The sequence below is a fragment of the Ferrimicrobium sp. genome, assembly GCA_022690815.1.
GTDB lineage: Bacteria > Actinomycetota > Acidimicrobiia > Acidimicrobiales > Acidimicrobiaceae > Ferrimicrobium.
The window spans coordinates 1-26,684 of sequence record JALCZJ010000009.1; the positions used below are offsets into that span (position 1 = coordinate 1).

The window sequence follows — 26,684 nt, forward strand, 5'->3', positions numbered from 1 at the left end:
AAGTTGTGCGAGCAAAGATAGCCCTCTTGGCCAACGAAGGCGTCAGGCTACGAGATATCGCTGATGAGCTGGATGTCTCTTGCTTCATGGTCTCAAAGTGGGTCAAGAGATTCGCCCTTGTTGGAGTGAGATCGCTCGGTGACGCCCCAAGGTCAGGGGTTCCAAGGACCCACTCAAGATGACAAGATCGCCGAGATCATCAGACTCACCACTACGACCACGCCATGTGACTCATCAACCCACTGGTCGACCAAAACGATGGCAGCCCTATCTGGAGTATCCCTTGCGACGGTTGCGCGGATATGGCGAACGTTTGGCCTAAAGCCCCATATGGTTGAGAACTTCACTGTATCCAATGATCCACAAGTTCACTGAAAAGGTCCAAGACGTTGCTGGTATCTATCTGAACCCCCCAGAGGCGGCAATTGTTCTCTCGCGTTGATGAGAAGACGAGAGGTGCAAGCCCCGAGTCGCACCCAGCCCATGCTCTCGGGTGGTTCCAGGGGTTCTGCTGCGTCAAAGATGCGAGTACAAGCGCGGGCGGTATCTCCAATCACAATGTTGGCCCTCGATGTCGCATCAGGCAAGGTCATCACCAAGATGACGGTTGCCCACAGGGCCATAGAGTTCATTTCAGTTCCTAGAGCTCATCGACAAGAACGTACCCAAAGAGCTGGCAGTTCATATTGTCCTCGACAATTATGCAGCCCTAAAGATCCGAATCCGTTCGAACCTGGCTCCTTGCCCATCCTCGCTTTCCAGTTCCACTTCACGCCGACGTATTCATCCGCCGATGTTTCAGGTGGAGAGGTGGTTCTCCGCTCTTACCACCAAGTACCTACAACGCAGGTGCAGCCCAGCGTGAGTGAACTCAACAAAGGAATTACCCAGTGGGCCAAAGCCTTACAAACGAGAACCCCAAGCCCTTCATCTGGACCAAGAGTGCCGAGGCGATCTTCGCTTCCATGCAGAAATACCTGGGCCCTATCGTTTCTGAGCAAACTTCTGAGGAGGGACACTAGGGTTTCACCATCGCATGGTGAAGTCCTGGAAGAGACAAGGTCGTTACTATCTCAACAAATGGCCCTCGTCTAGAGCTATGGCATCGATCAGATCCAAAATTAGGGACCTGACCCAGCCACGGCAGGTAGGGCGTCCATTTGAAGCAGTAGTCGAACAACTCAACCCGGTACTTCGTGGTTGGGGCACCTACTTCTGCCAGGGTAACTCCTCCAAGAAGTTCGGTGCAATCGACTCCTACGTACACGAGAGAATGGCGAAGTTAGCCTCTAGGAAGTACGGCCTATCCGGTTTTAACTGGATCGACCGCTTCACCTGGGAGTGGCTAGGGGACCTTGGCATCTATCGACTTACCGGAACGATACGCTATCCAACTGCGCATGCCTGAGAATGAATGATGTCGGAAAGCCGTGTGCAAGAGAACCGCATGCACGGTTTGATAGGGGGTCGCTGGGGAGGCTGACTCCAATCGTGGGGGCTGCTGATCCCGAGCCGGTGGGCTGGAAGATGCCACCACAATGGCCTGGTCGGGATCTCAACCGCGATCGGACGATGCTCAACCAGTGGCCTACCTTACCGACGCACCCCGGTTTCGGGGCGTGGCGTTGGCCCTGAGGGGTGATTTTGTTTCGTCGAGTAAACCAGTGGTTCTGGATCGGTTCTGACCCAGAGTTGGGACGCGGTGGGTTAAGGATCTGATTTGATGTTTCATTTGTGGGGCGCATCAAGAGTGTTATCCGACTGCGCTGAGAGTCGGAAGTAGTTCCCTAGATGGGAACCGGTTCGAGTGCCCGAAGACTCGTCAGCGCACTCATGAAGGCGTTGGCGAATGGCCAACGAGCCGGGGTACGAAGCGTGATCTTGCCCGATCGGTTGACAAGGCGTCCGACAAGCGAGATGAAGTGGTTGCGAAAGCTACGGGCTACGACCATGGACTCGCGAGGGGTGATGGCACCAAGGTAGCTCACCTGGCGGGTGAGGTTATGAGCGATCACCCCATGGGCTAGCCATGCTCCCTCGTGCTCTGCTGCCTTCTCTAGATACGTAGCCACGCTTGGTCGAGAGACTCCCGTCTCCCGACTGATTACCCTGACACTCTTGCCCTGCGCACTGAGGCGCAGTACCTCTCCGATCTTTCTCATTGGTATCCTCCTATTGGGCATGTGGCACCTTTGGGTGGTTGGTTTCCAGTTACCACATAAGGATGCCACAGCCTCTTTGCATCCATTGTTCCTGAGTCCTTCTCGCACCCTCTAGGGGGTGGCAAACTTCAGCGAGAACAGGTGGCAAACTTCGGCGAGAATACGCAGCTGCACCCCGAGAGCTCCGCCACCACAACCCGACCAACGTTCAGGGGTGTATCGTCGTCACCACCCCTGGCTGACGCTGTCCGCCTGCACCCAGGTACACTCGGGTGTACCAATGTACAGGTGCCGCAGCTGCGATCTCCCGGCATTAGGGTCGGTGCCAGAATTGAGTACAGTGTAAATATTGGCTCTTTGAAGACCCATAAGCGACCAATCGACTGAAGCCCATATCCTAGAACGGTCGTACCTCGTTGCACAGTGAACTGACAGGATGACAATGAGTGAAGCTTTACCACACGGTGATTCTCGACCCATCCTGGGCCGCTTGCTGACAAATAGTCTCTTCACTACCATTTCTACCATCATCGTCGGTGTAGGCGGGTTCGCTATACAGGCCATAGGGAGTAAAGAGCTTCCAACCAGAGAGTTTGGCGAAGCCTTTGCCGTGATGAGTTTTTACGCACTTGTCGGTCGGCCCTCAACCATCGTGGGCCGTTTAGTCGCTTGGCAAGCAAGCCGCGATTTCCACCCGGAGAAGCTGGCGCAACGCCAGAGCATTACCATGTTGCGAGTCCTCTCTGTCCTCTCGTTCCTCGTTGGCTGCCTCGTTCTCTTTGGATCTCTTGTCGGAAGGGACTTCATTGAGGACTATTTGCGGATACCGGTATACGACATCTTGATCGCTGCTCTCGCTACTCCATTTCTCCTTGGTATTCAACCCCTGTTGGGCATGCTCCAAGGCGAGTCACGCTTTCGGCAATGGAGTACCTTGAACATGATCGTTACCATTTTCAAGCTCCTCTTTGTCGTTATTCTTATTGCTCGATTTCAAGTCTTTGGCTTTCTTCTTGGCACCACCATGGGAACGATAGCTGCATATGTCCTCGGCCTGTGGTATCTCAGAGAACAAATGTTTAGGCACTTAGGTGTTCGGCACGTTCGATGGAGAACCTACATACCCTTTATATTGACGGGTGTCGCCTCAAAGGTGTTGATGGGGGTCCTGTTAAGCCTCAATATTATCCTTGTTGAACACTACTTCGATCACCATAGTGCCGGACATTATGCAATCGTAGCGCTGGTTGGCAATGCAATTCTCTATGCTACCGGTGGAATAGCGAGCGCGGTCTATCCATCAATCGCATCGCGCCAGTCTCAGGCCATCTCCACGCTTCGGATTATGGTGTATGCAGTGCTCGGAACAGCAATTATCGCAATCATCGCAATCATTGCGCTTCATTCAGCGGAGCCAATTATTTTTGAAGTCCTGTCACGAGCGCGAAATTTACGGCATCCGGACTATTTTATACCGTATGCCGTAGGTGCGGCAATGCTGGCATTGTTGGCGATTTTTCTGCATACCCTACAAGCGACGAATAAGCTTTCGTTACTCTGGGTTCTCGTGCCACTCATCGCACTGCCACCGATCATACTGGTAATCTTTCACCAGACTTTGATGGCTGTCGTCATAGCAAACGATGTTTGTATTGCCCTTTCTCTTCTTGTATTGGCAATCAAATATTTCCTGGAAGAACATGGACTGTCTGGGCTCGGCGACGCCGAGATCGGACTATCTGTCCCCATTCTCGAATACACCCAAGTTGATCCAGAGCCTGAGATGGGCGACCAATGCTCACGATCCGATCAGCTTTACGACATCGTGGGTCGCCGTGCATTGGTGCGTCAACGAACACGAGTTGGGAGTCCCCTCGATCCAATCTTACTGGCTCAGAAGAGGCTGGTGAAGACGCCGTTGGGTTATTCGCTCCGTGCATCTCTAGCGGTTGCCGGTGCACTGGATTCCACTCCAGTCTGCTTCGTTGCTGATCTTATTAGGTGCAACGAGACCTCCCTCACGAGTGAGATCGGATTATGAAGCGCTCCACTCTTGCGGTCTACTTTTGCCAACGATGCGGTTTGTCCGCCAATACCCTCATTTCGATTGTGGTTAGTTCCTTACACCTACAACGACTCAGGGTTGCTCGACGGAACCGGTCGCGACTGCGTCAGCGCTCCGAGACCGCTACGCAACTCTTAGCGCCCCTTCTGGCATCAGCCGATCTTCCGGAGCTCATCAGGCACCGCTATCGGGGCGAGTTTCGCATCTTCTCGAATAACTCAAACCTTCAAGCCATCCAGCTGATCTTGCCGGATTCGTTAGACACCTACGTATGTAAGGTGGCAACAGATACAGTGACGAGGTCGAACCTTGTGCGGGCATGCCGACAGCTAGCTCTGTTTGCGCACGACCCCCGCTATCACACCTGGCATCCCTATCTACCAACGCTTTTGCACGAAACAGTGATCGATGACGTGTTCTATGTCATTGAAAAGTCAGCATCTAGCACAAACGCTTTGGAATTCTCGCTCAGTGCACGACGGGTGACGCGGCTTCATGATTACCTCGACCTCATCCACGCCTTCAACGAGATCTGTGCAGTTCCGTTAACTATCGGTGAGGGCGAACTCTCAGATCAGCTAGGGGATAGCTTTCTCCATTTGCGCTCTCTCTATCGCGAGGAACGCTTTCAGGTCCTCCTGGAGTCGGTGGGGGCTCTTGAGAGTCACATTCGATCCCAACTCCTCGGCACGCAGGTTCTCCGCGGCGGCTCGCATGGCGACTATGCGCTCGAAAATATCCTTGTCGATGCCCAAACTGGACTGCCCATCGGGGTCATTGACTGGGGCGATGCTCAATGTCAAGGGATCTCCTATGTCGATGAGCTTCATCTTGCGTTGAATGCAATCAGCGTCTTGTCGTCGAAGTATCTAGGACAGGTCCTCATCGAGTTACTGAGCTCACTCGAAGGCACTCGAGGACCCTTGGGTCCGCTAGCCCGGTCCACGTTGGAATATCTCACGAATCATTGGGCCCAACCCCACCTCAGCTTGGAGGACGGACTACTCCTCGCCTGGCTTACGAACGTGAGCCGAACCCTCCGCAAAGGCCATAGCACGCGCAATGGCTATTGGCGCCAGGGCAATATCGACGTTGTTTTGCGCTATTTCCAGCTCAAGTTCTCTAGATGACAATCTGGTGTCACTCCTCAGAAGGCTGCGTGGAAACGATCGGACCCAGCTATTTCGGCGTGGATGTGAAGGGCGTGTCGGCGCTCTTGGTCCAGATGTACCTGAATGCAAGGGCCGGACCAATACGAGTTGGGGGTACTCACCATCTCTGGGAGCTGAGAAGGGAGTTCGGTCCCTGGGGTAGTCGTCGGTTGAGGATCCAGGGTTAACTGCTCCATAGCCATGACCGGTCCTTGTCAAGCTTTGGGTCCGAAGTCCCTGTGTGTACTGCTCCACGCTAGCTTTGGAGGAGACTTGTTCGAGGCGTCTCCTAACTTAGCGTGCTGGCGGATTCGGCTGAGATGTGAGCCTCGAGAGCTTGGCAGTAGCGCAGCAATTTATCAACATGGCAGCCACAGGGAACGGAGTTACGAGACGGTATAGCCGTAGCTCACCCCGTGCCCGTGGTCCGAAACTTGATTCGAATTCAACCCAGGAGCGCCAACGACAGCGGTAGTCCCAGAGATAGCGACCGAGGAACCGAATTCATCGCCAGAAACCAGGTTTGCCGCTGAAAGTTGTCCCACCTGAGTCCAGGCCCCACTGGCATCACTAAAGACATATGCAGTTCCCTTACCGTCGAACCCAGGAGCGCCAACGACAGCGGTAGTCCCAGAGATAGCGACCGAGGAACCGAATTCATCGCCAGAAACCAGGTTTGCCGCTGAAAGTTGTCCCACCTGAGTCCAGGCCCTACATTCACCTGCCACTAGGACCGACCCGATCGTCCCGGGCGTGCAACGGATGGTTCCTGCCGTCAGTGGCACACTGCCAATTTCACTAAAGACATATGCAGTTCCCTTACCGTCGAACCCAGGAGCGCCAACGACAGCGGTAGTCCCAGAGATAGCGACCGAGGAACCGAATTCATCGCCGGCGGTTCCGGAGTCTGGTGTGAGCAGCAGTGCGGGTTCAAAGTGAGAAGGGTCGTAGGTCTCTGCATATACCCGCCCGTAGCCATAGGCGGTCGGCGCACCGACAAGTTCGGTCGAGCCCGATATCGCAGTAGCCGCCCCGATGGATTGTTCAGTTGGACTTGGTTGTGCGAGGAAGTGTTGCTGTTGCTTCCACTCACCGTTCCAATACGTAAAGACGTATGCTGATCCGGGGCTACCGCCAAAACTAGGGGCACCGACCACGAGAAAGTGTCCTGCTAGTGCTATCGACTTGTTTGAGAAGAACTGTCCCACACCAGGACTTTTAGGAGCTAGTTGCGCGATAGTGGTCCAGGCCCCACTGGCATCACTGTAGACATAAACTGCGCCCTTACTCCCATACGCCAGGGTTGCTCCGATCGCCACCGTTTTACCTGAGATGGCAACTGACGAGCCTAAGTCGCTTTTTCCTTGAGCGTCGATGACAGTGAGCTGGGCACTCACAGCCCACAAATTTCCGTTTCCCTTGTAAATAAATGCTGTTCCCGTGTTGCTATTCCACTGGTCTACAACGGCCGTACCATTGGCAATTGCCACCGCATTGCCAAAGTCGTCGCCAGCCCGGGACGATGGCGGGGTAAGGGTTGCACGGCTCACCCATCTGCCATCGATGCGTTCATAGATCACCGAAAAGCCCTCGGTCGAAGAGGTGTGTGGTTGATTGCTTCCTGGTGCTCCAACGATGGCGTTCGGACCATATATGGATACTGAGTATCCAAATTCTGCTCCTGCTGTACCAGCGGTCAACTCCGCCACCTGTGTCCAGGTGCCACTGGCATCGCTAAATACATAGGCTGCACCAACGCCGTCTTGTAGCGGAGCCCCAACAATCGCGGTGGTACCATACAGAGCAACACTCCTGCCAAATTGCGCTTGCGAAGAGGCACTTGTTGCGACAAGCGAGGCTTCAGGAACCCAGTTACGAGTCGTGGTCGCCCGATAATACACATTGACTTGCCCCGCGCCGCTGTTTGCACCTGGCTGTCCAACTGCGATGGTACTGCCTGAAACCGCTACCGAGGCACCGAAAAACTGACATGCACATCCTTCGGATGCGAGTGGTGACGACGTTGCCGCGTCAGTACCTACCGTTGCGGAAGTGAGAGCCTGAGTACGCAGTATCGTACCAACGCCAAACAGAGAAGCCACGCCGAGAAGGCAGGATACCACGAATCTGATTGATACGAGTGTACATTTTTGCATCGCAACAGCGTAGCACAGCGGCGTTGCATTGGGGTCACGCGCGTACAAATGGGAGGTATTAAAAATATGGCTCTATTGACAGTTGTGCGGATCAACTCGCCCGTTCAGAGGACAGCTTCAAGTCAATCGGTCCGAGAAGCTTGCTCACCACTACCAGGGTAGCCTTGGCGGAGTGAAACCCATACGAGCGGGCAATGATGGAGTGAACTCATGCGTTGAGTCCCTCGACCCTTCCGTTAGATACCCCAAGTATGGCGGAGGCAAGTATCCCGTCTCAATGAGTTCGGATGGTCGGTGATGAGCCGGATGGCCCTCGGTAGTCTTGAGCGTGAGGCTCGTTTGCACCAGTGATCGAGCCCCTCTTTCACCTCGTCGATCTCGAGGTTACCAGCAAAGATCGCCCGTAGGGACTCCTTCATCTCATAAGCTCGCCCCTCGTTGTTTGATGGCGACGAGGGCTAGTCCACGACGTTTGGTCAGGGTTCCAGAATTCTTCAACAACGCCTACCTTGCCCCAGCGAACGTACGGGCATAGACAGGAGAGGGAAGTTTTCTCATTTCCTGCCAAAGGTCTTTGCGTACCTCCTCGAGGGCCTCGGTTCTGAAACTTAACCACATGAAATGGATCGAGACAGAACCCGAGCGTTAGGTGTCTCCTCGCCAAAGGCTCAGACCATGATCCATGGTGGGGAGCCTTGATCTTAGCACTTCGCTCTTTTCCCAGGTCATCGAAGAATTCATCTAGACTATTAGCACTTTTCCCCTCTGCTTGCGTAGACGATCTTGCCCGTCTCGTGATTGGTGACAAGCGTGAGGTAGTTGTGGCGTTTGCGATAACTGATCTCGTCGACCCCGAGAATGAAGAGATCCCCAAGGCGGTTGGGATCGAGCTCTTGGCGTGACGATTCGTTCACCTATCGTCCCTAGTCTGCAGTTTACTCAGAAACACTAGGGCCCAGGTATTTCTGCATAGAAGCGAAGATTGCGTCGGCACTCTTGGTCCAGAGGAAAGGCTTGGGGTTCTTGTTGGCGGCCTCGGCCCACTCGGTAATTCCTTCATTGCGTTCGGTCACACTTTGATGGGCACTGCGCTGGAGGTACTTGGTGGTGAGGGCTGAGAACCATCTTTTTACCTGAAACATCGGCGGACGAGTACGTCGGCGTGAAGTGGAACTGGAAAGCGAGGGTGGGCGAGGAGCCACATACGCACCGATACAGTCTTGTGAGCCCCGTAGTTTTGTCGAGGACGGCATGAACGCCCAGCTCCTTGGGTACGTGCTTGTCGATGATCTCTAGGAATCGAAATGAACTCTATGGCCCTAAGGGCGTTGGTCATCTTGGTGATGACCTTGCCGGAGGCTACGTTGAGGGCGCACATTGTGATTGGAGATCCCGCCCGCGCTTGTACTCGCATCCTCGACGCAGCAGAACCTTGGCACCATCGGGTGTATGCGTTGGGTACGATCAAGGGCCTGTACTTGGGTCTTCTCATCAACGCGAGAGGTCAATGGCCGTCTCAGGAGGGTTCAAGTAGATCCCAGCAACGTCTTGGACCTTCTCTGTAAACTTGTGGATCATTCGACACAGTGAAGCTCTCAACCATGTGAGGCTTTAGGCCAAAGGTTCGCCATATCCTCCCCACCGTGGAGGCAGAGACGCCAGCGGCGGCTGCCATGATGTTGGTGGACCAATGGGTTGATGAATCCGTGGCTCGGTCATGGTTAGCGCGTCTAATGATCTCGGTGATCTTGTCATCCCCATGGGTCCTTGGGGTCCCAGGTCGTGGTGCATCGGCGAGAGTTCCTACCCCATAGAGGGCTGATCCAGAGCGCATCGCATACCTTGAAGAGCACATCAGCGCCGTCGGAGCAGCTATTGGGGCGGAAGTACCCGTCAAGGGATGCTATGTCTGGAGTCTGATGGATAACTTCGAGTGGGCACTCGGTTATTCACAACGCTTCGGACTCATCTACATCGACTATCCCACCGGTGAACGGACTCCAAAAGCGAGCTACTACTGGTACCGCGATCTGATTGCATCAACCTAACTCTCACATCAAGACACGTTAGCGGTAACAATCCACCGCCTAACTCCACAACGTCAGTGGTGGGCCCCAACGTTCTTCTGTGGGTGGGTCACCTAGTGGACACGGTCACCCCACCGTGCCCGACAGTTCACTCACGCCTGCAACTACTCCGCCCATTGCTCCTTTGCCCCTGGGGTTGTGCCTTTGACCCTCGCAACGGGTGCTATTACACCTGCGCCGATGCCGGCCACCCACGATCGGCCTTGATCGCCAGACCAGTATCGACCCGTCAGTGGCCGCGCAACGCAACCAGTTGAGCAAGCGACTCGCGCTGTCGGCCATCGGCATCGAAATTGCCTGGCCTCAACCACTGCGAGAATATCTCCGAGAGACGAAGCCACTCGGCATCGATGATCGAATACCAGGCAGTGTCGCGGTTGCGTCCTTTGACAACAGTGGCTTGCCGAAAGGTTCCCTCGTAGGTGAATCCAAGTCGCTCTGCGGCTCGTCGCGACGCATCGTTAAGCGCGTCGCATTTCCATTCGTAACGACGGTAGCCAAGCTCATCAAAGACGACCCGCATCATCATGATCATTGCCTCGGTCGCAGCCGTGCTCCCCTGGAGGATGGGACTATAGTTGAGATGGCCTACCTCGATGGTGCCCGCCCGTGGATCGATGCGCTGATAGGATGCGACACCAACCGCGCGCCTTGCGCCATCGATGATGGCAAAAAACATCGGATCACTCCGATGGGCGACCTCGACGAGCCACGCCTCGTAGGAGGAGAAATCCTCAAACGGACCGCACGGTAGATAGGTCCATAATCGGCCTGATCGATCAGCCCGGTAGCTCTCAAAAAGCTGGGCGCCATGTCTCACTGGATCGAGCGGTTCGAGCCAACACCAGCGACCCTCAATCGTCTTAGCAACCGGCCAGGCGCGCGGGCTCTAGTTGATCACTTCGACGCCGACCGGCTGGCCAAGGTCATTGAGCTCTGTCACCCGAGCCATCCTAATCAATGGCCAACCACCTGCTCGCGGCGGTTAGGTGGGATCGCCCCATTGACCACCGACGTGCTCGGCCAACAAGGTGAGTAGATCGCTCGGCTCAATCGTCGCCGTCAATTTGCGTAGCTCCTGGGCACCAAACCAGCGATGACCAAGCAGTGTGATACGTTCCTCGTCGGTCAACGTCAAAGGACCCACCAGGTTATCACCAACCCGTGCAAGAAAGAACGGTTCCACCGCCATGAGTCTTCGGCCAGCCCAGAGACTGTCGCGCTGCACCAAAGCGATAGGACCTACGAGAGAGTCAGGATTGAGGCCGGTCTCTTCCAATAACTCCCGGTGCGCGGCTTGCAGATCGGACTCACCATCCTCAACACCACCACCGGGCGGCTCCCAAAACGAGCGTCCATCGACTGGATCACGCCAATTGAGTAGTAGGACGCGCTCGCTTGTATCAAGACAAATGATTCGCACCGCCGGCCGTATAAGCTCCGGCACACCCTCGAGGTCATCTGCCATCATCGTGTTCTTCACCCCCTGTCATTGGCGTTTTGACACCAATTCTTTCGGACCCAAGGTTTCTCTCGAACCTAAGGTCGCAGCATAACGCTCACCAATCGTTGGGCGCACCGTCGGTTCTGATCTAGCCAAGAACTGGTACGAAGCAGCTTGTAGTCAAACGCTCATACCTGGCCGACACAGCACCGAACGCATGGGGCCAGGACCTCTTGGGTCAAAACCGAGTGGCCACCGTCAGGTGCACTGATCTCAACAGGGGTGCTGTCGTGCCTCGACTCTGGTGGACGCTGCACAAGCTAGCGATCGCCCATGCATGTAACAGGCGAGGGCGATTTGGTGCTAAGTTCTGGGGATGGATCAACACGCAAACTCCGACTACTCAGGCACTTTACACGAGCATCTCGTGGACTCCCCCGCTTTGCAGGGCAACCCACTTGGCGATCCATCCCAGCGGCCTTTGGTCGTCTACACCCCACCCGGTTATGATGACGATCCCGCGCGGCGGTACCCGAGCGTCTATGTCATTCAAGGCTATACCGGGCAAATCTCGATGTGGTGGAACTACACGCCATTCAAGGAGCCGTATCCCCTTGTCGTGGATCGTTGGGTCGCGACCGGGGACATCGCTCCTTGCATCGTCGTCTATGTCGACGCCTGGACGCGATATGGGGGCTCGCAATACGTCGATTCCATCGGCACTGGTAACTATCACACCTACCTCTGCGACGACATTGTGCCCTTCGTCGACACCCACTATCGGACACTCGTCAACGCTGCGAGCCGAGGTATTCAGGGTAAGTCGAGTGGGGGCTTTGGTGCGATGATCACACCGATGCTACGGCCCGACCTCTTTGGTGGTCTTGCCACTCACGCCGGCGACACCCTCTACGAGCTGTGCTATGGCAATGAGTTTGGCAAGGCGACGCGTCTCCTGCGCAACTGGGATGGATCCCCCAAGCGCTGGTGGGACGACTTCACGAGTCGGCCAGCGTTTACCAACCCGGCCGACATGACGCTTTTGGGACTCTATGGGGTAGCCGCCTGCTTTTCACCGGATGATCAAGGCCAGCCGGTGCTCCCATTCGACACCACCAGCGGAAGAATACTCGACGACGTTTGGGCTCGCTGGCTCGAATGGGATCCTGTACGGATGGTCGACCGCCATGCCAATGCCTTACGGGGATTGCGGGCGATCTGGGTTGATGCCGGACGCTCGGACGAGTACTTCCTCGACCTCGGCGCCGAAGCGTTCGTCGACGAGCTCAGAAAACATGGCATCGATGATGTGCACTTCGAACTCTTTGAAGGAACCCATGGCGGTATCGACTACCGCTATCCTCGTTCGCTCGCCTTCCTGGCCGAGCACCTCCAGCCCTCCTGAGTTCGTCACCCACACCGACCAATCGCCGAGCATCACCCCAATGTCACCATGGCCTCAATGCACTGACGATAGGGGGGCAGTTCAGCATCGGCATCTCCGACAGCGACGAGGAGCCGTGGGGCCAATGGCATGGGGTCTCGTGCCGACGGCAAATGGTCGCAATTTTGGCACGAACGCCAACACCACGACCCTTGCATTGGTACAGTGTCATCGCCACCGGCTTGGGAACATCGAGGGGCCAAATGCTCCACTTGCCATGCAGGAGCTATGATCGGCGTCCACTCCTTACAGGGCACGTATTATGAGAGCGTCTTGGTCCGGAGCGGGACAAAGGCTCCACGGGCCACATCGAGCCTCCAGATTGTCTCGGTCGAGCCACTATAGGTAGGGTTCGCCGAGCAGTCAGACGTCGTCACGAGATGACCATGAACGACATGAGGGTTTCCACCGATCTCGATGGCAGGCTGATTAGCCGCATTGGGAGCCTTCAGGTAGTGCCAGTGTGAGGTCGTCTCCGCCAGCACGGCACCGGGAAAGCAACCCCCGCCGAACATCTTCACTTCGAAGGCCGGTGCGCTCAGGCCGTCCAAATGGAGTGTTGGCATGCTCGAGCCAAAGAGGCCGACCATCGGATCGGTCGCAGACTCCGTAAACGGCGAAATCAGGGCCGAGACCTGGACCCAGCGGCGCCTGTTGGAATACTCATAGACCCGCACCGGTGTCCCATCCGGCGCATACGGGAAGGCTACGCCGACATACCAATGACCCTTGATCGTCACTACGCGGCTCATCTCTGGCACGAACTGCTTGGTCGTCGCGCCGATGACGCTACTCGGGATATGGTGGGCCTGAGCCGCCGCAAAGTACTGGTGCACAAGCGGGTGTAGCTGAATCCGTAACCGCTCTAGCAATGCCGCCGGTGTGATCGTTGCCGATTTGACCTGACTGCTGGCGGAGGTTGTGCCACAGGCCGCGAGTCCGATTGCACCGCACACCAACAATCCAGCCAAGCGCCACCACGTGGTACGCATCACTGTCGTAACTCCATCGTTGTTATCCTCTTGTCACCCCACGCCGACAATACCGACCCTCAAGCGCAATGGCCACAGGTACACGATCGTTACCCACATATCATATCGGTCCAAGCGCACCTTGACAAACAGTCGAGTGTCGGTGTCATCCCCTCTCGAATCGACGAATCCTCACGATGGCGAGCGCTCACGCGTGAGAAGAACTGAGCGGTCGAGCTGGAGCGAATGCTCTGCGCGGCTGAACACGCGCCGGTTTTCACAAAGACTCCACTACAGTCCATCGCCCTAAGGATTTGCCAACACCTTAGAGTGACCATGCACTGGGTCGGGTGATCAGAGTCAACACAACCAACACCACAACGCCAACACACTCGATCACGAGCGAGAGTACCGCATCCGGTGCTGACATACTATCCCGGAAACCAAAGAGACTCACGTTTACGCTCACGAGCAGACCCGAAACGGTTCCGGCCAAGAGCAGGGCACCCGCAACGTAAAGCGTCCAGCGGCGCACAACGCCTACCGCGATGCCAAGGAGTACGGCGAGCGTACCTTGGATCAAAAAGAGATCACCAATCGTTGGAACATGAGAGTAGCCCGTCGACCATAAGTCAAAGTGTATGACCCCCGACGCAATGAGCAAAAGTCCTCCTAAGACCGGGAGTACGACCAGCAAAACACCATCCAATCCGGCCCTGCGGGGTGATCGTGCGATCGTCGATCCTGCAAATTTTCTTGGACGTTTCATCAACCCTCCGTTGCTCTTCACCCTTCTACGCATCCAGAGCTCATCCTGGATGGCCAACGGCGAATGGTATCCCTTGTTTCAGGGTGGCGGTTGACGGTTACCTCACTGCCTCTCGTAACCCCCACACCGCATCAGGCCCCACCTTGGGCGACCGCACGCGTTGACCCCCTTACCATCGAGGGCCAACACTCGTGGATGAGCCCTCGTCGTCGACGATGACTGATCAATGCTCACACCCCACCCAAGCTGATTGCACCTAAAGAGCTGTGACTTGGATCTCACACCATCTCGACCGAATCAGCTGCCTCGACCCAGCCACGTAGGTGGCGGAGCATCCAGGCTCCACTATCGGAGCGACCGACAATGGTCAGCCAGTCCCCCTCAACCAACTGGGTGACGAGTCGATCATCTCGGAGTACCCTATCGATGAGCTCAGGCGACTGGTCGATCACCGCGGTGAGTCGAAGCGGCTCATGGCGGACTCCATCTGCGTCGACGACCGATTGCTCAGGCAGGCCTATCTTGAGATCCCAACCAAGACCCTCGAGTACACCAAACCTGCCTACCAGGTTGTGGAGCGTCTTGTCGCCCGCCCCAAAGACCTCAGGGGCGAGGCTCGAGAAGAGGTAACACTGGTTGATCCAGTGCGCCACCACCAGGGGGCCTGCAAAGATACCGGCGAGTTGGCTCCCATCGGGGTCACTGTGGCGACGATACGAGTGCAAAAAGACGCGGCCATCGAGGTCGACTGTGCGGGTCAGTGACCGGTCTCCGATCACCAGTGCGGCGTTGTGGATCAGACCCATCTCAGGCCGCACTTCAGACCAATCGTTTGCCCGACGCCGACCACGTCGCGTGGCCACATGGTGATTGATGGTTGCCAGCACCCCTTCGATCGATTCAACGACCGGCTCGGTACTCAAAGCCTTCTGGGCTCCGATAATGATCAGTTCATCGGTTGTTGTATTGTGCTCACCCGCCAAAAACCGAGTGGATGTTGGAATCGAGATCCCGTTACGCTCGAGTCGTTCTCTCACCACCTCCATGTTGAGCAGCGACGCCGCTACCAGCGCGTTCAACGTACCGGGAGCTCCTCCGCACGCACCGCACTGGAGACTAGCTGCGTAGGCGTTGTTCCTCGAGCGCGCCCGATGTCCAACAAGCACTACGAGAGGAGCGAGCTCACTTGGAGGGCCAAGGGTCGCCAGCATGGCGCCGAGTGGCTCGATCACCCCTTCGAGCGCATCGATACCCACTGAAGCCAGATATCGACGTAGTCCCCCCTCCTCGGCATCAAGCATGCGAGCCCGGGATCCGCGCCGAATCGGGACAAATGAACCTACGGTACGAACAAGGGCATCGAACCCAGCCAGGACACCTCCAACCTCAGCCCCGAGGTACGGGGCGACCCCAACCTCCTTAACGCCCTTGACGGCGTCACCAAGTGACCATGACTGAGAGTCGATGGCGAGTCGGGCGTGATCGAGTGGAAGATCGAGAACCGGTGCGACCAACGGCGGAGCCAGGTCATAGACCACCGATCCATCACTCGCCCGAATCCGCAACGGCACACCAAAAAAGCCGGCGACGGCATCCGTCGCGTACCCACGATGTTCCTCGAGTCGACGACGAAGGCGATCCGAACGAGGGTCCATGCAAAAGACAAACTGGACGTCGACCCCACTCGCAGCGTTGACGCTCGCTTCGGTGCCGTAGGGCTTGCTATCGTGTGGCTCGTTGACGCGCATAGCGCCAGCCTCGATGTTGGCAAGGAGCTTGGTGCGAAAACGATCCTCCACGTGGCGCAACCGTCGAGAAAGCGCCTCGGGGACGATCTCTGAGTTGCTGACGAGCTCACGAGTTAGCGAGGTAGCCTCACTCCTTGGCCCTGTGGTACGGCGCACGCGCTCGGCATCGACCCTATCAAGGGTCAAGGTATCCGTCACCACACGATAGAGGAGCTGCAGACTCACCAGGTCAACCAACGCAAGTGGGCCATAATTGGAGACAAACTGTGGGTGCAGCCGTTGCCACTGAGCATGCCCAGCCCAACCTGGCAGGCGCGCGAGGAGTGCACGAAACAACGGCACCCGATCACCAACATCGCCCAGACACGCGATAAGTTCGCCGAAGATGAGTGTCGGATCCAACGAGAGCCGGTCGATTCGGCCTGGCGCCTGTGCACCGAGCAACCGGCGCGTCGTGCAGTCTCTCATCGCGTTGTGCCGCCAGCGAGCGACGAGCGAATCATCAACGCCACTCCCACCGGGTTGACTCACTACCGCGAGACACCAGCGGGCTATGTCGCGGTCAAAGGCGAGGTACCGACCAGACATCGTGGATTCTGCCTCAACGCCGGCCAACAGTGTCCCAGACGAGGGCTCTGATCCCACCAGTTGATCCCCTCGTTGCAACGAAGCTTCGATGCGAGGGCGCATCGGTGCCCAACTCGACGCATCTCGCCACTGACTGAACCACCGGCGAGCCTCGGCGGCGGCCGCATCGAAATCGAGGTCCACAAGGCCGACCAATGGGTTCATCGCAACCGCGCCAGAGAGAGGCCAGAGTGGGGCGATGAGCTTTCCAGCCTCTTCAACCTCTTCGACAAGCGTTGCATACGAAGGTGTCCCCATCACTAGCCCGCCAGCTCGAGGTCGTCTTGTGGGTCATGTTCGCACAGGGGAACAATTAACGGTGCCGGCCTAGCCAATGCGGGACTCTCAAATCGCTTTGGATACCCAAGCGAGGAGATGAACACGCGCACGGCGTCAACTCGCATACCAAAGCCAGCCGCGATCACTCCAACGCCGACAACGATGAGCCACAGCGGAGATAGCGTCGTAGGAAGCGCGGGCGACCCCAATGATCCGGTGAGGGCGCCAACAAGCCGGATGACAAGACCAAGGAATCCAAAGGAGATGACCGAACCAGCGATCCACAGGATGGGCCTCCACACTCCGGAGCTATTTGTCAGGCTCCGCGCGAGGAACGTCGCTGCGGTCATGAAGGCAAAGGCCCCAAAGGCGAGTGCGACCGTCGTCGACACCGTTGGAGAAGCCACAACCATCGCCAAGGCGCTTGCCATTGCAGCGAGGATTGCGATGCCAACATGTTGGCTTTGGCGAAAGCGCGACGATGACCGGTCACGTCGGCTTGTAGCGACCCCGATCTGTGAAGAACTCGTGAGAAACAACCACGCCTTGTAGAGGGCATGTAGGATCAGGTGCACCAGCGCGAGCACCATGAGACCCATCGAGATCTCGACGAGTACAAAGCCCATCTGGGCGCTGGTCGAAAGCACCAGCCTCCCCTTATAATCTGGGCGCTGACGCGCACTCGTGAGTCCAAACACCGCGGTAACGCCCCCAGCGATGGCGAGCAACCATAGCACGGGACGATCCGCGAGCACGATCGGAGCGAGACGCAGCAAGAGAATCATGCCCCCGTTGATCACACCCGCATGCAGCAGGGCCGACACTGGCGTCGGGGCATCGATGGTGACGCGCAACCAGGTCACGAAGGGTGCCTGAGCGGAGCGGACGAGAACGCCAAGCGCGAGCAACAAAGCGACGGGCAAGACCCAGCTCGCGTGTGCTCGTTGCTGGTCAAGCGTGGCGATGGTGATATTGCCGACGCAAAACCACGCGATGACCAAACCGGATACGATCAGGAGGTCACCCGCGACGAAAGCTCGCACAATCGACAGCTTGCTAGCCCGAGTGGAGCGCGTGGCAAACAGCATCAGGTAGCAAGCGCTTGCAAGGAGCCAACCGATCAACAAGGTGGCGATGTCTGAAGCGGTGACGACGAGTGCAATGCCCATGAGTACTCCGGGTGCACAGGCCGAAAAGATCGCCATGGCCCCGGCCGCCAGATACCGTCGGGCAAAGCTCATCACAATGGCACCCACTAGGTACACGGCCAATGCCCAAATCAGTGCGAAGCCTCCAAAACCAATCGACACAAGCCCAAGGTGGAAGGGCGCTCCATGGAATCTGCCAGCGAGTAAGAACGTGAGAATCCCGACGACGACCCAACTAAGGCCTGGAACAAGTGTGGCTGACCGATGTGGTGCAAGCCATAACAATGAGAGGCCAAGGATCGCAGGTGCCACGAGTGAACCGACAAGCAGATAACTGATCATGGAGACGATTATATACGTAGTTTTATTCGTGTATTGCACTACGGTCAATAATTGTGTCGTCTGGAGGTTGATGTCTACTACTCTCCATCCGTGGAACCAAACACAACCCCCCAACCGCGACAGTGGACGTTTCTCTCAAACCACGGCCATGTCCTGCTCGTGATCGCACAGGACCCCGAGATACGCGGCCGTGATATCGCACAAAAGGTTGGCATTACCGAACGCGCGACGCAAACGATCATCGCCGATCTTGTGCAGGCAGGATACGTCGAACGAGAGCGTCGCGGCCGAAGAAACGTCTACCGTGTCAACCTCTCACTACCCCTGCGACATCACAACGAAGCGAGCCACACGGTCGGCGAACTCCTCAAGCTTCTCGGGGGATCATAAGAGCCAAGATCCGTATCACCCCTGGCATCGATCCTTCACGCCATGCGCGACTCCCCTGGCGGCTAAAGATAAGAGACTGCTCAGGTGGATGACCACTGGGTCGCCGTCAAAGAACGGACTGATCAACGTACGCCACTGCGCATACGCGTTTGAACGTCGAAAACCTTCGAGATGATCCCCGATGCGCTCCCACTCAACCAACAACACAAACGTCGACTTGTCCTCGTGAACACGATCCATCACCGCGCCAGCGTAGCCCGCAGACCCGACCTAAAGAGGCCGTACCGGCAACTACGCAAGGGCAAATTCGTTTTCCCTGCCTGAAACGACGCGAAACGTCGCGAGTTCAATCACCATTGTCCTATGCTAAAAGACCTCTAACAGCAAAAAAGGCGGCCCATCGTCTCGGTGCCCTGCTAATCCCTCCATGGACCCACGCCTAGTTTCGTTGCCCAACCCGGTCGACAAACCAAGCTCACACCCAACCCCCCAATGCTTGATGCTAGGATCGGGACTACGATCAGCAAATCAGGACCATTTACTCACGGACAGACCTTGCCACGGCTCGTGGAGTTCGCCGACAGAGGGTGATCGCTACCAAGGGACTTGATCATGGAACAGTGCAACGTCACCGGTCCTGGCCCGGTGACGAGTCACCGGCGACGCGCACGTAGCTATGGTCGAAATCCACCATCACCAACCTCGCCTGTCAAGAGGACTAGCAAGAGTTCGAGACCGCAGATTCCGATGACGCCTGCTAGCGGGCGATGCTCGGACTCACCTGGCGAGAGGGCCAGGCGATCAACGCCCGAAGAATCGCCTCGTCTTCGTTTCTGTGGCCGCCTCTGCGCTCTGGCTCTTGCACTGGCAACGCTCTGAGTGGGGGATGTGGCCAAGAACCTGCTCAACGTGAGCCCCACAACCGGCCCAGGTTGGCTTCTTACACTGCTTGCACGTTACTGCTCTACACATACCCCACACGGTATACCGGCCCACGGTGTTCTCAGGCATTTATTGCCAGACTTCTATCGATATAAGTAACGGAAAGCGTTGAAGCTGAACACCCCACCTGCACATACGGTGCCACGGCGCGTAAAGTAATGTCGTGGCCCATCTCGCCGAGAGCAATCACCGCCATCCAACCAACAAACCGTCCCGGCACCGTGGAGGCGTCGTCGTGCGCGCGCTCGCGATGGGCATTCTCGGCATTGCGATCGCTATCGGCATCACGAGTGCCATCGTGCAACTCCTCCTCATCGTCGCGCCGACCTTTCTGGTCAATTGGTATGCTTGGCTGACCGTCGACGTGCTGGTGATCATCGGGGCGATCGGACTACACCAAAGATCGAGAGCTCTTGCATCCGGCGTCGGAATCGGGGCGATTGTGCTCACGATCGGGATCATCACACTCGCCATCGGTCAACTCAGCTGGCACTATGAACTCACCCCCACCCACCCGGCCGTTGATCGCAACCCCACCATCGACGCGATCTTTCTGGGTCCGTACTGGCAAAGTTCCCTGGGTAAGGCCCAGGCGGCAACAGAGCTCGGTGCCTTTCACGTGTATCAATCCAGTGGCTGGTGGCGGCTGCTCGCACCCTACGGCGTTGGTCCACTGACACTCACTGGGTGTGCGATCGTCCCTCACCTGATCCACGCCACAAGCCTTGACAAGTTGGTCACCGCTGCCACCGAGGCAACCGGCTCCGCCTGCCCGGGATCCATCACACCGTTAAACCGCACACGCCTCTTGGGAGCCGATCCACCCGAGGTCGTGATCTTTGCCGGTCCCGACCAGTTTCTTGGTCAGCATCTCTCGGAGAGTGGATGGAACTTCCTCACCAACGTCGACCATCACCAACTCCGTGCTGCCGTCATCTTGGACGGATCACTGAAAATCGCACAAGGTGCCGATGGACGACTGATAGGAATCACCCCGGTGGAGGACACCACGCTCACCCTCTCTCACGAACTCGCCGAGGGTACAACCAGCCTCGGTCCTCGTTCCATTAGTGTCGCAGCAAGCACACTTTCTCGGTTCTCTATCGCTACCGGTGCGTCGATTCTCTACGCTTTGAGCTCTCAGTGGGGCAACATCGTTCCATTCCTTGATTCGCAGCCGACCGATATCCTGCAGGTCGCCGACGCTTGCACCCCAGGACAGCCCGCCTTCGTTCCCTCACCGTCAACCTCGTATCGCTTTGTCGATGGGATCGGCATGGTCTCGCTCCTCAGCAGATCGGGCACGACCTGCGAGAACATTTCCCATGGATCGGTCGTTCGCTTCCCGCAACCATAACGGTCCACCGTAGTTTGGCCCTGACCATTACACTGGGTGTTGTGTCAACAGGAGAGGGGAAGCCATGGATAGCATTTTGCGTCGCCATGACCACGCGATAGTTGTCGGCACAAAGCCGACGACAGACTGGGTTGAACTGAGCCTCTACCTCGATCATGGAGCAACCCAAGCAGACTACGACCAGATCAGTGCTTTCCTCGCGAGTCACGATATCGAAGTCGTTGCGCAGAATCCATTGCGTCACCACCTCGCGGTGCGAGCCAGGGTCGCCAAGCTCTTCGATCTTTTCGATGTTACGCTCGCCGAGTTCGTCGATGAGGAGTCTCATCATTTCTTTGCACCGGACCGTGAGGCTGTCCTGCCAGCCGAACTCCAACAAGTCACCGCAATACTCGGACTCGATTCAGCACCCCAGGCAAGACCCCGTTTCCGGCCAGCGACCTCGGCAGCGACGAGCTATCTGCCAACGCAGGTAGCCAAAGCCTACGAGTTCCCCGAGGTCAATGCCGAAGGACACTCCGTGGCTTTAATCGAACTCGGAGGCGGATTTCGCCCTGTCGACATCGAGACCTACTTTAGTCAACAGGGCCTACCGGTGCCGGTGGTGACGGCCATCAGCGTGGATGGTGGCTCCAACGCGCCGACGAGCGCCAACTCGGCCGACGGCGAGGTGATGCTCGATATCGATGTCCTTGGATCCGTCGCTATCGGCGCCAGGATCGATGTGTACTTTGCTCCCAACACCGATCGTGGTTTCATCGATGCAGTCTCCGAAGCGAGCGCCCCGACTGGACCCATGCCCGATGCCATCTCAATCAGCTGGGGTGGGCCGGAGTCGACATGGTCCAAGAGTTCGCTTACGCTCATGCAATCCGTGATCTCCGAGGCCACGGCTCGTGGCATTACCGTCACGGTTGCCGCCGGGGACAATGGCTCATCCGATGGCCTCAACGATGGCCTCGCACACGTCGACTTCCCAGCCGCCGCCCCAAACGCTCTGGCTTGTGGAGGTACCCATCTCGAACTCACCCCACAGGGCCAGATCGCCGTTCAAACCGTATGGAACGATCTCGCGATCGGTGACGGCGCCTCAGGCGGGGGTATCAGCTCGTTCTTTCCACTGCCGGCCTACCAGGCCAACGCCGACGTCGGCCCATCGGCAAACCCCGGTCACGGCACGGGTCGCGGTGTGCCAGACGTCGCCGGTAACGCCGATCCACAGACCGGATACCAGATCTTGGTCGACGGATCACACATCGTCGTCGGCGGTACTAGCGCGGTAGCGCCGCTCATGGCTGGCCTGATCGTCGCCATTAGTGTTACCACAGGGGTGCGTCCTGGATTTGTCCAGCCCAGCTGGTACCCACTTGAGGAGGCAAGCAGGACAAGCGCCACGCCGGCCTTCTTCAATGTGGTTCAGGGAAACAACGGCGCATACCAGGCTCACCCTGGGTGGAACGCCTGCGCCGGACTCGGCTCACCGTATGGGAACCGAGTCGATCAACCAAGCCCATGATGCGCCCCGAGGACATGCTCAATGAGTCGCTGTTCGAGAGCCTGATTCCCCAAGCCGAGCAGCGAGAACTCGATACCGAACGCAAGCATGCCGACGCCCGAATTATCAATCTATCGAGGGGAAGCGCACTTTTTGGGACGGCACTGGCGATTCTGTTTGTGGTTGAGGTACTGACCGTCCCAATCATGTCACACGCAGTCGCTTGGCACATCGCGGTCGGGTTGATCGCAGTACCATTGCTGGTTGGCAAACTCACCTACAGTTCGCTTCGCTTCATCGGCTATTATCGCGGAGACGAACGTTACCGTCAAGCAGGTGTCCCATGGTTCCCGTTACGGGTACTCGCGCCATTCCTGGTGATCACCACCGTACTGGTCATCGGCAGCGGTGTTGAACTCGACGTTGCCGGACCGACCTCGTTCTCAGCCACCTTCCTCGCGCCCGCTCACTTTCTCCTCTCGGTGGTTTGGTTCCTGCTGATGGCCTTTCACGTCGTGGCCTACTTCAACCGAGCCGCAAGGTCAACCATGAAGGATATGTCCTACCGACTCACGAAACCACGGCCGACCAGTTCGCGTTCGCGTGTCGCGATCTTTCTTATTGCACTTGCTCTTGGCATTGTCCTCGCCACCCAATTCCAGGCCCCGATCAAGCGTTGGGAACACGCATTTACTTCATCGAGTGGAACCAACCCATCCGAATTGACGCACCCGCCAACGCAGTATTATAACCCAACTTCGCTCAAGCGTGGAGAGGAGCGAGAGAAGCTCCACGAAAAGGAGGCTCTCAAGCTCCGCAAGAAGAGTTCGTAATCGACCGGGAGGAGCGGCGGGGCCATCACGGAGTTCGAGACCGTGGAGCCAACGCTCCATTCATAGCCCTCAGTCGGTCGATACGCCAACAAAGTCTCGAATGGCAATGGTGAAAGCCCGGCTGACGGCATCTCCGGAAAAAGGTGGCCTTCCAGTACCAAGATTGGCCAGGAATCAATAGGCCGTTGATGGTTCCAGAGATCATCGAGCCAAATGGCGCTGTCGTCGCAATGGCTCCATAACACCGCACTGGTGAATGGCCAAGAGCTTTTCCAAGGGGTTCTCGCCTCTTAGTGTCTCGCTTGTGCACTTCGTTGGGTCTGCTACGAACCGAGAGGATGTGCAGCCTGCGTTGTCGCCGAAGTCCCGGCAAAGGACGATCGTCCTTTGGTTCCCAGGCCAACACCTACGCGCACGCAGAGTCGAGCCAATTATTGGCTTCAACCTATATGTGGTCGGCGACCTGCTGGATCAAGCAGCGTCACAATCCCCAGAGATCTTTGACCTCAAAACGACTCAAATCACGTAGTCGCCAGCACCATATTGGTCCGAGTCACCCGAAGCGAGCCGGAACCGCTTGTGTGAACCGAGATCGGTGATTTCGGCATCTTGCCCCAAGTCATTCACCGACTCACAGAGCCGTGGATCGCGCCGAACAACTTTTGCAGGTATGCCAACGATAACGGCATGAGACGGCATCGACTCAAGCACCACCGCATTGGCACCGACACTGGAGTCCTCCCCGATGACGACCGGGCCGAGGATCTTGGCACCAGCACCGACAATCACTCGATCTCCCAAAGTGGGGTGACGCTTCCCTCGCTCGAGGCTGCGCCCACCCAGGGTGACGCCATGGTAAAGGGTAACATCAGTGCCGATTTCGGCGGTCTCACCGATGACAACCCCCGTGGCATGATCGATGAAGAGACCGGGTCCGATCTGGGCACCCGGATGGATCTCAACTCCGGTCAACGTCCGCGTGATCATCGAAATTGAGCGAGCGAGCAGACGATGACCCCCAAGCCACAGTGGATGGCTTAACCTCCAGCCCCAAACCGCATGCACCCCGGGGTAGGTCAAGGCTACCTCGATCACTCCATTGGCAGCCGGATCTCGATCCAGAGCTGCTTGGATATCTTGACGCATCGCTCGTAACATCTAATCTCCCAAGTCTGCGAAGAGCGGCGTAGAAAGATAGCGCTCACCAAAGGACGGGATGATCACCACAATCAGCTTGCCCGCATTCTCTGGACGCTGCGCCACCTGGAGCGCAGCATACGTCGCCGCTCCCGACGAGATCCCAACGAGAAGTCCCTCTTCCTTGGCCATACGACGAGCGTACTCAAAGGCCGCATCATTGGTCACCCGTACGACCTCGTCAACGACATCACCATCGTAGGTCTTTGGCACGAAACCAGCTCCAATACCCTGGATCGGATGCGGACCCTTTTGTCCACCTGACAACACCGGCGACGCGTCGGGCTCAACGGCTACCATGCGCAGTGTGGACTTGCGCGGCTTCAACGCCTCCCCGATGCCACTGATGGTGCCACCGGTGCCCACGCCAGCCACCACAATGTCAACTTGACCGTCGGTGTCCGCCCAGATCTCCTCGGCCGTAGTGGCACGGTGGATAGCCGGGTTCGCCGGGTTCTCGAACTGCTGCAACATCACATACGACGGATCGCTCGCGACGAGTTCGCTAGCTTTGGCGATCGCTCCTCCCATACCATCGGGTCCTGGGGTCAACACCAGATCAGCGCCAAAGGCGCGCAAAAGCATACGGCGTTCACGGCTCATCGTCTCCGGCATCGTCAAGATGCACCGATATCCTTTCGCTGCACAGACCATGGCCAGAGCAATCCCGGTGTTGCCGCTGGTCGGCTCCACGATCACTGAATTCTCGTTCACACGGCCCTCAGCGATGGCCGCCTCCAGCATGGCTACACCAATACGATCCTTGACGCTGTTACCAGGGTTAAAGAACTCCAACTTGGCGGCAATCGTCGCATCGACGCCTTGCGCCAGTCGATTGAGACGGACGAGGGGGGTTGAGCCCACCAACTGGGTTACATCATCTGCAATTTTCAAGGCACTCTCCTATCGCTACATCTAGCAAACCAACATCACAACCGATTAATTCCGACCATTTTACTAGCATTTGATTCGTACCCTAGCGGGATTCATCCGCACTCACGTCACATCACCACAAAGTTCGCCTAGTAGTAGCCTTCTTACTCCACTGGGTTGACTGCCACAGTGAGTATCCATAGCTCGCCGCGTGATCAACACCAATCTCCATTCGCCGCGATCGACTACAAACTGTGGGTGTGTCAATGCGACGGACTTGGGTCACGACGACGCCGAGGATGCACCAGGTGCTATCAGACGTGTTGCGATGGCACCAAGGATGAGCGCCAACAATCCATAGATGCCAAGCAATCCGATCGTCGAAGGTCCAAAGGCTACCGTTGCGATGCCGGCGGCGATCGCAAAATCACGAATGCCTGCAGGAAGCAGAACCCCTGCACGTTGCGCGATCGGCATCCCGAGCGAGACAACCATGCCTATCAAGAGAGAGGCAATCGCAAAGACAAGAACGACGAACAATCCAATCAAATCAGCCGCGCCAAGGTGAAGTTCCGATGCCACCTCCACCATCAGCACCAGCAGCGTCAACAGGCCAAGCAAATCGCCAAGCTCGCGCAGCCCTTCTCGTTGCCCAAGGCCACGGTGGCCGACGACGACGCCGAGAATCAGCGGGACGACGACGACCACGGCCAGATTGACAGCGAGCCCAAGCGGATGCACGACCCCATGCCCGGCAGTCATCAACCCCAACAATGGACCAGCAAGGACCAGCGTGACCAAGGTTGAGCCAAAGACCATTACCGCGGCGATCGCGACGTCCCCGCCTGCCAACCCAACGAATGCGATGGTCGCGACCTCGCCCGGAGCCACTCCGAGCGCTAGCACTCCGTCACGTTGACTCCCCACCACCAGGTGACTTAAGGACCAGCTCAAGGCCAACAACAAGACGCTGCTAACGACAAGCGCAATGACCATCCTTGCACCAAGCGAACGCGCCTTTGAAATATTCGATACCTCGACGCTGAGTCCGGCGGTGAAGACCAAAACACCCAACGTCGCGTCGATCACCCATCCGTGATCGAGGAACCTTCCGGGGGTCGGAAGCCAGATCGCGAGCCCAGTAACGACCACGAGCACGAAGACCAATCGGCGCTGGAGCACCTGTAGCAACCTGTCCAAAGCT

At 57.2% G+C, this 26,684-nt stretch carries 25 protein-coding genes; 11 read left to right on the forward strand and 14 right to left on the reverse strand.

Going from position 1 to position 26,684, the window contains the following annotated elements; all coding sequences use genetic code 11:
* The coding region (locus MP439_04090; GenBank protein MCI2975242.1) for a helix-turn-helix domain-containing protein at nt 1-182 on the forward strand (182 nt) is incomplete at its 5' end.
* 854 nt (nt 183-1,036) lie between these two features.
* On the forward strand, nt 1,037-1,408 hold the full coding sequence (locus MP439_04095) for a hypothetical protein (GenBank protein MCI2975243.1): 372 nt from the start codon (nt 1,037-1,039) through the stop codon (nt 1,406-1,408).
* A gap of 379 nt (nt 1,409-1,787) precedes the next feature.
* On the opposite strand, the gene MP439_04100 is transcribed toward MP439_04095, so the two are convergent.
* Complete coding sequence (locus MP439_04100; GenBank protein MCI2975244.1) at nt 1,788-2,162, reverse strand: hypothetical protein; 375 nt, start codon at nt 2,160-2,162, stop codon at nt 1,788-1,790.
* 442 nt (nt 2,163-2,604) lie between these two features.
* Between MP439_04100 and MP439_04105 the strand changes: the two genes are divergently transcribed.
* The gene (locus tag MP439_04105; protein MCI2975245.1) at nt 2,605-4,203 is read left to right on the forward strand and encodes a polysaccharide biosynthesis C-terminal domain-containing protein; all 1,599 of its coding nucleotides are present in this window, start codon (nt 2,605-2,607) and stop codon (nt 4,201-4,203) included.
* Nucleotides 4,204-4,244: 41 nt separating this feature from the next.
* Nucleotides 4,245-5,357, forward strand: a complete 1,113-nt coding sequence (locus MP439_04110; GenBank protein ID MCI2975246.1) for an aminoglycoside phosphotransferase family protein — start codon at nt 4,245-4,247, stop codon at nt 5,355-5,357.
* A 407-nt stretch (nt 5,358-5,764) separates the two neighbouring features.
* Here MP439_04110 and MP439_04115 read toward each other — a convergent pair whose 3' ends face one another.
* From MP439_04115 to MP439_04125, 3 genes are all read right to left on the reverse strand, one after another.
* Nucleotides 5,765-7,534, reverse strand: a complete 1,770-nt coding sequence (locus MP439_04115; GenBank protein ID MCI2975247.1) for an FG-GAP repeat protein — start codon at nt 7,532-7,534, stop codon at nt 5,765-5,767.
* Nucleotides 7,535-7,770: 236 nt separating this feature from the next.
* Complete coding sequence (locus MP439_04120) at nt 7,771-7,953, reverse strand: hypothetical protein (protein ID MCI2975248.1); 183 nt, start codon at nt 7,951-7,953, stop codon at nt 7,771-7,773.
* A 330-nt stretch (nt 7,954-8,283) separates the two neighbouring features.
* Nucleotides 8,284-8,448 carry a transposase gene (locus MP439_04125; protein ID MCI2975249.1) on the reverse strand — a complete coding sequence of 55 codons (165 nt, stop codon included), beginning with the start codon at nt 8,446-8,448 and terminating at the stop codon, nt 8,284-8,286.
* Nucleotides 8,449-9,408: 960 nt separating this feature from the next.
* Between MP439_04125 and MP439_04130 the strand changes: the two genes are divergently transcribed.
* A complete protein-coding gene (locus MP439_04130) occupies nt 9,409-9,582 on the forward strand; it encodes a family 1 glycosylhydrolase (protein ID MCI2975250.1) in 174 nt (57 codons plus the stop codon).
* A 268-nt stretch (nt 9,583-9,850) separates the two neighbouring features.
* Here the strand turns inward: MP439_04130 and MP439_04135 are convergent, their stop codons facing one another.
* Both MP439_04135 and MP439_04140 read right to left on the reverse strand, forming a co-directional pair.
* Complete coding sequence (locus tag MP439_04135; protein MCI2975251.1) at nt 9,851-10,441, reverse strand: GNAT family N-acetyltransferase; 591 nt, start codon at nt 10,439-10,441, stop codon at nt 9,851-9,853.
* Between the two features lie 165 nt (nt 10,442-10,606).
* On the reverse strand, nt 10,607-11,092 hold the full coding sequence (locus MP439_04140) for an NUDIX domain-containing protein (protein ID MCI2975252.1): 486 nt from the start codon (nt 11,090-11,092) through the stop codon (nt 10,607-10,609).
* Between the two features lie 349 nt (nt 11,093-11,441).
* On the opposite strand from MP439_04140, the gene MP439_04145 reads away from it, so the two are divergent.
* Entirely contained in the window at nt 11,442-12,470 is a 1,029-nt protein-coding gene (locus tag MP439_04145) for an alpha/beta hydrolase-fold protein (GenBank protein MCI2975253.1), read from the forward strand.
* A gap of 124 nt (nt 12,471-12,594) precedes the next feature.
* Entirely contained in the window at nt 12,595-12,741 is a 147-nt protein-coding gene (locus MP439_04150) for a hypothetical protein (GenBank protein ID MCI2975254.1), read from the forward strand.
* A 28-nt stretch (nt 12,742-12,769) separates the two neighbouring features.
* Here MP439_04150 and MP439_04155 read toward each other — a convergent pair whose 3' ends face one another.
* From MP439_04155 to MP439_04170, 4 genes are all read right to left on the reverse strand, one after another.
* Nucleotides 12,770-13,504: a hypothetical protein gene (locus MP439_04155; protein MCI2975255.1), complete on the reverse strand. Its 735-nt coding sequence runs from the start codon at nt 13,502-13,504 to the stop codon at nt 12,770-12,772.
* A 301-nt stretch (nt 13,505-13,805) separates the two neighbouring features.
* Complete coding sequence (locus MP439_04160; protein ID MCI2975256.1) at nt 13,806-14,249, reverse strand: hypothetical protein; 444 nt, start codon at nt 14,247-14,249, stop codon at nt 13,806-13,808.
* Nucleotides 14,250-14,527: 278 nt separating this feature from the next.
* Nucleotides 14,528-16,882 (reverse strand): DUF2309 domain-containing protein, encoded by a 2,355-nt coding sequence (locus MP439_04165; GenBank protein MCI2975257.1) that lies wholly within the window; start codon nt 16,880-16,882, stop codon nt 14,528-14,530.
* 2 nt (nt 16,883-16,884) lie between these two features.
* Nucleotides 16,885-18,393, reverse strand: coding sequence for a hypothetical protein (locus tag MP439_04170; GenBank protein ID MCI2975258.1), 1,509 nt, complete (start codon nt 18,391-18,393; stop codon nt 16,885-16,887).
* Nucleotides 18,394-18,483: 90 nt separating this feature from the next.
* On the opposite strand from MP439_04170, the gene MP439_04175 reads away from it, so the two are divergent.
* Nucleotides 18,484-18,783, forward strand: a complete 300-nt coding sequence (locus MP439_04175) for a MarR family transcriptional regulator (protein ID MCI2975259.1) — start codon at nt 18,484-18,486, stop codon at nt 18,781-18,783.
* A 15-nt stretch (nt 18,784-18,798) separates the two neighbouring features.
* On the opposite strand, the gene MP439_04180 is transcribed toward MP439_04175, so the two are convergent.
* Complete coding sequence (locus tag MP439_04180) at nt 18,799-19,023, reverse strand: hypothetical protein (GenBank protein MCI2975260.1); 225 nt, start codon at nt 19,021-19,023, stop codon at nt 18,799-18,801.
* 937 nt (nt 19,024-19,960) lie between these two features.
* Here MP439_04180 and MP439_04185 point away from each other — a divergent pair.
* From MP439_04185 to MP439_04195, 3 genes are all read left to right on the forward strand, one after another.
* Complete coding sequence (locus MP439_04185; protein ID MCI2975261.1) at nt 19,961-21,082, forward strand: hypothetical protein; 1,122 nt, start codon at nt 19,961-19,963, stop codon at nt 21,080-21,082.
* 64 nt (nt 21,083-21,146) lie between these two features.
* Nucleotides 21,147-22,598, forward strand: a complete 1,452-nt coding sequence (locus tag MP439_04190; protein ID MCI2975262.1) for a S53 family peptidase — start codon at nt 21,147-21,149, stop codon at nt 22,596-22,598.
* Nucleotides 22,595-23,410, forward strand: coding sequence for a hypothetical protein (locus MP439_04195; protein ID MCI2975263.1), 816 nt, complete (start codon nt 22,595-22,597; stop codon nt 23,408-23,410). Before MP439_04190 ends, MP439_04195 begins: the two co-directional genes overlap by 4 nt.
* Nucleotides 23,411-23,926: 516 nt before the next feature.
* Here MP439_04195 and cysE read toward each other — a convergent pair.
* The 3 genes from cysE to MP439_04210 form a co-directional block, all read right to left on the reverse strand.
* The gene (cysE, locus tag MP439_04200) at nt 23,927-24,568 is read right to left on the reverse strand and encodes a serine O-acetyltransferase (protein ID MCI2975264.1); all 642 of its coding nucleotides are present in this window, start codon (nt 24,566-24,568) and stop codon (nt 23,927-23,929) included.
* Nucleotides 24,569-25,501, reverse strand: coding sequence for a cysteine synthase A (gene cysK, locus MP439_04205; GenBank protein ID MCI2975265.1), 933 nt, complete (start codon nt 25,499-25,501; stop codon nt 24,569-24,571).
* A gap of 261 nt (nt 25,502-25,762) precedes the next feature.
* Entirely contained in the window at nt 25,763-26,680 is a 918-nt protein-coding gene (locus MP439_04210; protein ID MCI2975266.1) for a hypothetical protein, read from the reverse strand.
* Nucleotides 26,681-26,684 lie beyond the last annotated feature (4 nt).

Bases quoted from the DNA above. Each gene is read 5' to 3' on its own strand.
- MP439_04140 (MCI2975252.1), bottom strand. From the start codon at position 11,092: ATGATGGCAGATGACCTCGAGGGTGTGCCGGAGCTTATACGGCCGGCG.
- MP439_04180 (MCI2975260.1), bottom strand. From the start codon at position 19,023: ATGGATCGTGTTCACGAGGACAAGTCGACGTTTGTGTTGTTGGTTGAG.
- MP439_04095 (MCI2975243.1), top strand. From the start codon at position 1,037: ATGGTGAAGTCCTGGAAGAGACAAGGTCGTTACTATCTCAACAAATGG.
- MP439_04165 (MCI2975257.1), bottom strand. From the start codon at position 16,882: ATGGGGACACCTTCGTATGCAACGCTTGTCGAAGAGGTTGAAGAGGCT.
- MP439_04145 (MCI2975253.1), top strand. From the start codon at position 11,442: ATGGATCAACACGCAAACTCCGACTACTCAGGCACTTTACACGAGCAT.
- MP439_04170 (MCI2975258.1), bottom strand. From the start codon at position 18,393: ATGATCAGTTATCTGCTTGTCGGTTCACTCGTGGCACCTGCGATCCTT.
- MP439_04160 (MCI2975256.1), bottom strand. From the start codon at position 14,249: ATGAAACGTCCAAGAAAATTTGCAGGATCGACGATCGCACGATCACCC.
- MP439_04105 (MCI2975245.1), top strand. From the start codon at position 2,605: ATGAGTGAAGCTTTACCACACGGTGATTCTCGACCCATCCTGGGCCGC.
- MP439_04150 (MCI2975254.1), top strand. From the start codon at position 12,595: ATGGCATGGGGTCTCGTGCCGACGGCAAATGGTCGCAATTTTGGCACG.
- MP439_04195 (MCI2975263.1), top strand. From the start codon at position 22,595: ATGATGCGCCCCGAGGACATGCTCAATGAGTCGCTGTTCGAGAGCCTG.
- MP439_04100 (MCI2975244.1), bottom strand. From the start codon at position 2,162: ATGAGAAAGATCGGAGAGGTACTGCGCCTCAGTGCGCAGGGCAAGAGT.
- MP439_04190 (MCI2975262.1), top strand. From the start codon at position 21,147: ATGGATAGCATTTTGCGTCGCCATGACCACGCGATAGTTGTCGGCACA.
- cysE (MCI2975264.1), bottom strand. From the start codon at position 24,568: ATGTTACGAGCGATGCGTCAAGATATCCAAGCAGCTCTGGATCGAGAT.
- MP439_04120 (MCI2975248.1), bottom strand. From the start codon at position 7,953: ATGAAGGAGTCCCTACGGGCGATCTTTGCTGGTAACCTCGAGATCGAC.
- MP439_04115 (MCI2975247.1), bottom strand. From the start codon at position 7,534: ATGCAAAAATGTACACTCGTATCAATCAGATTCGTGGTATCCTGCCTT.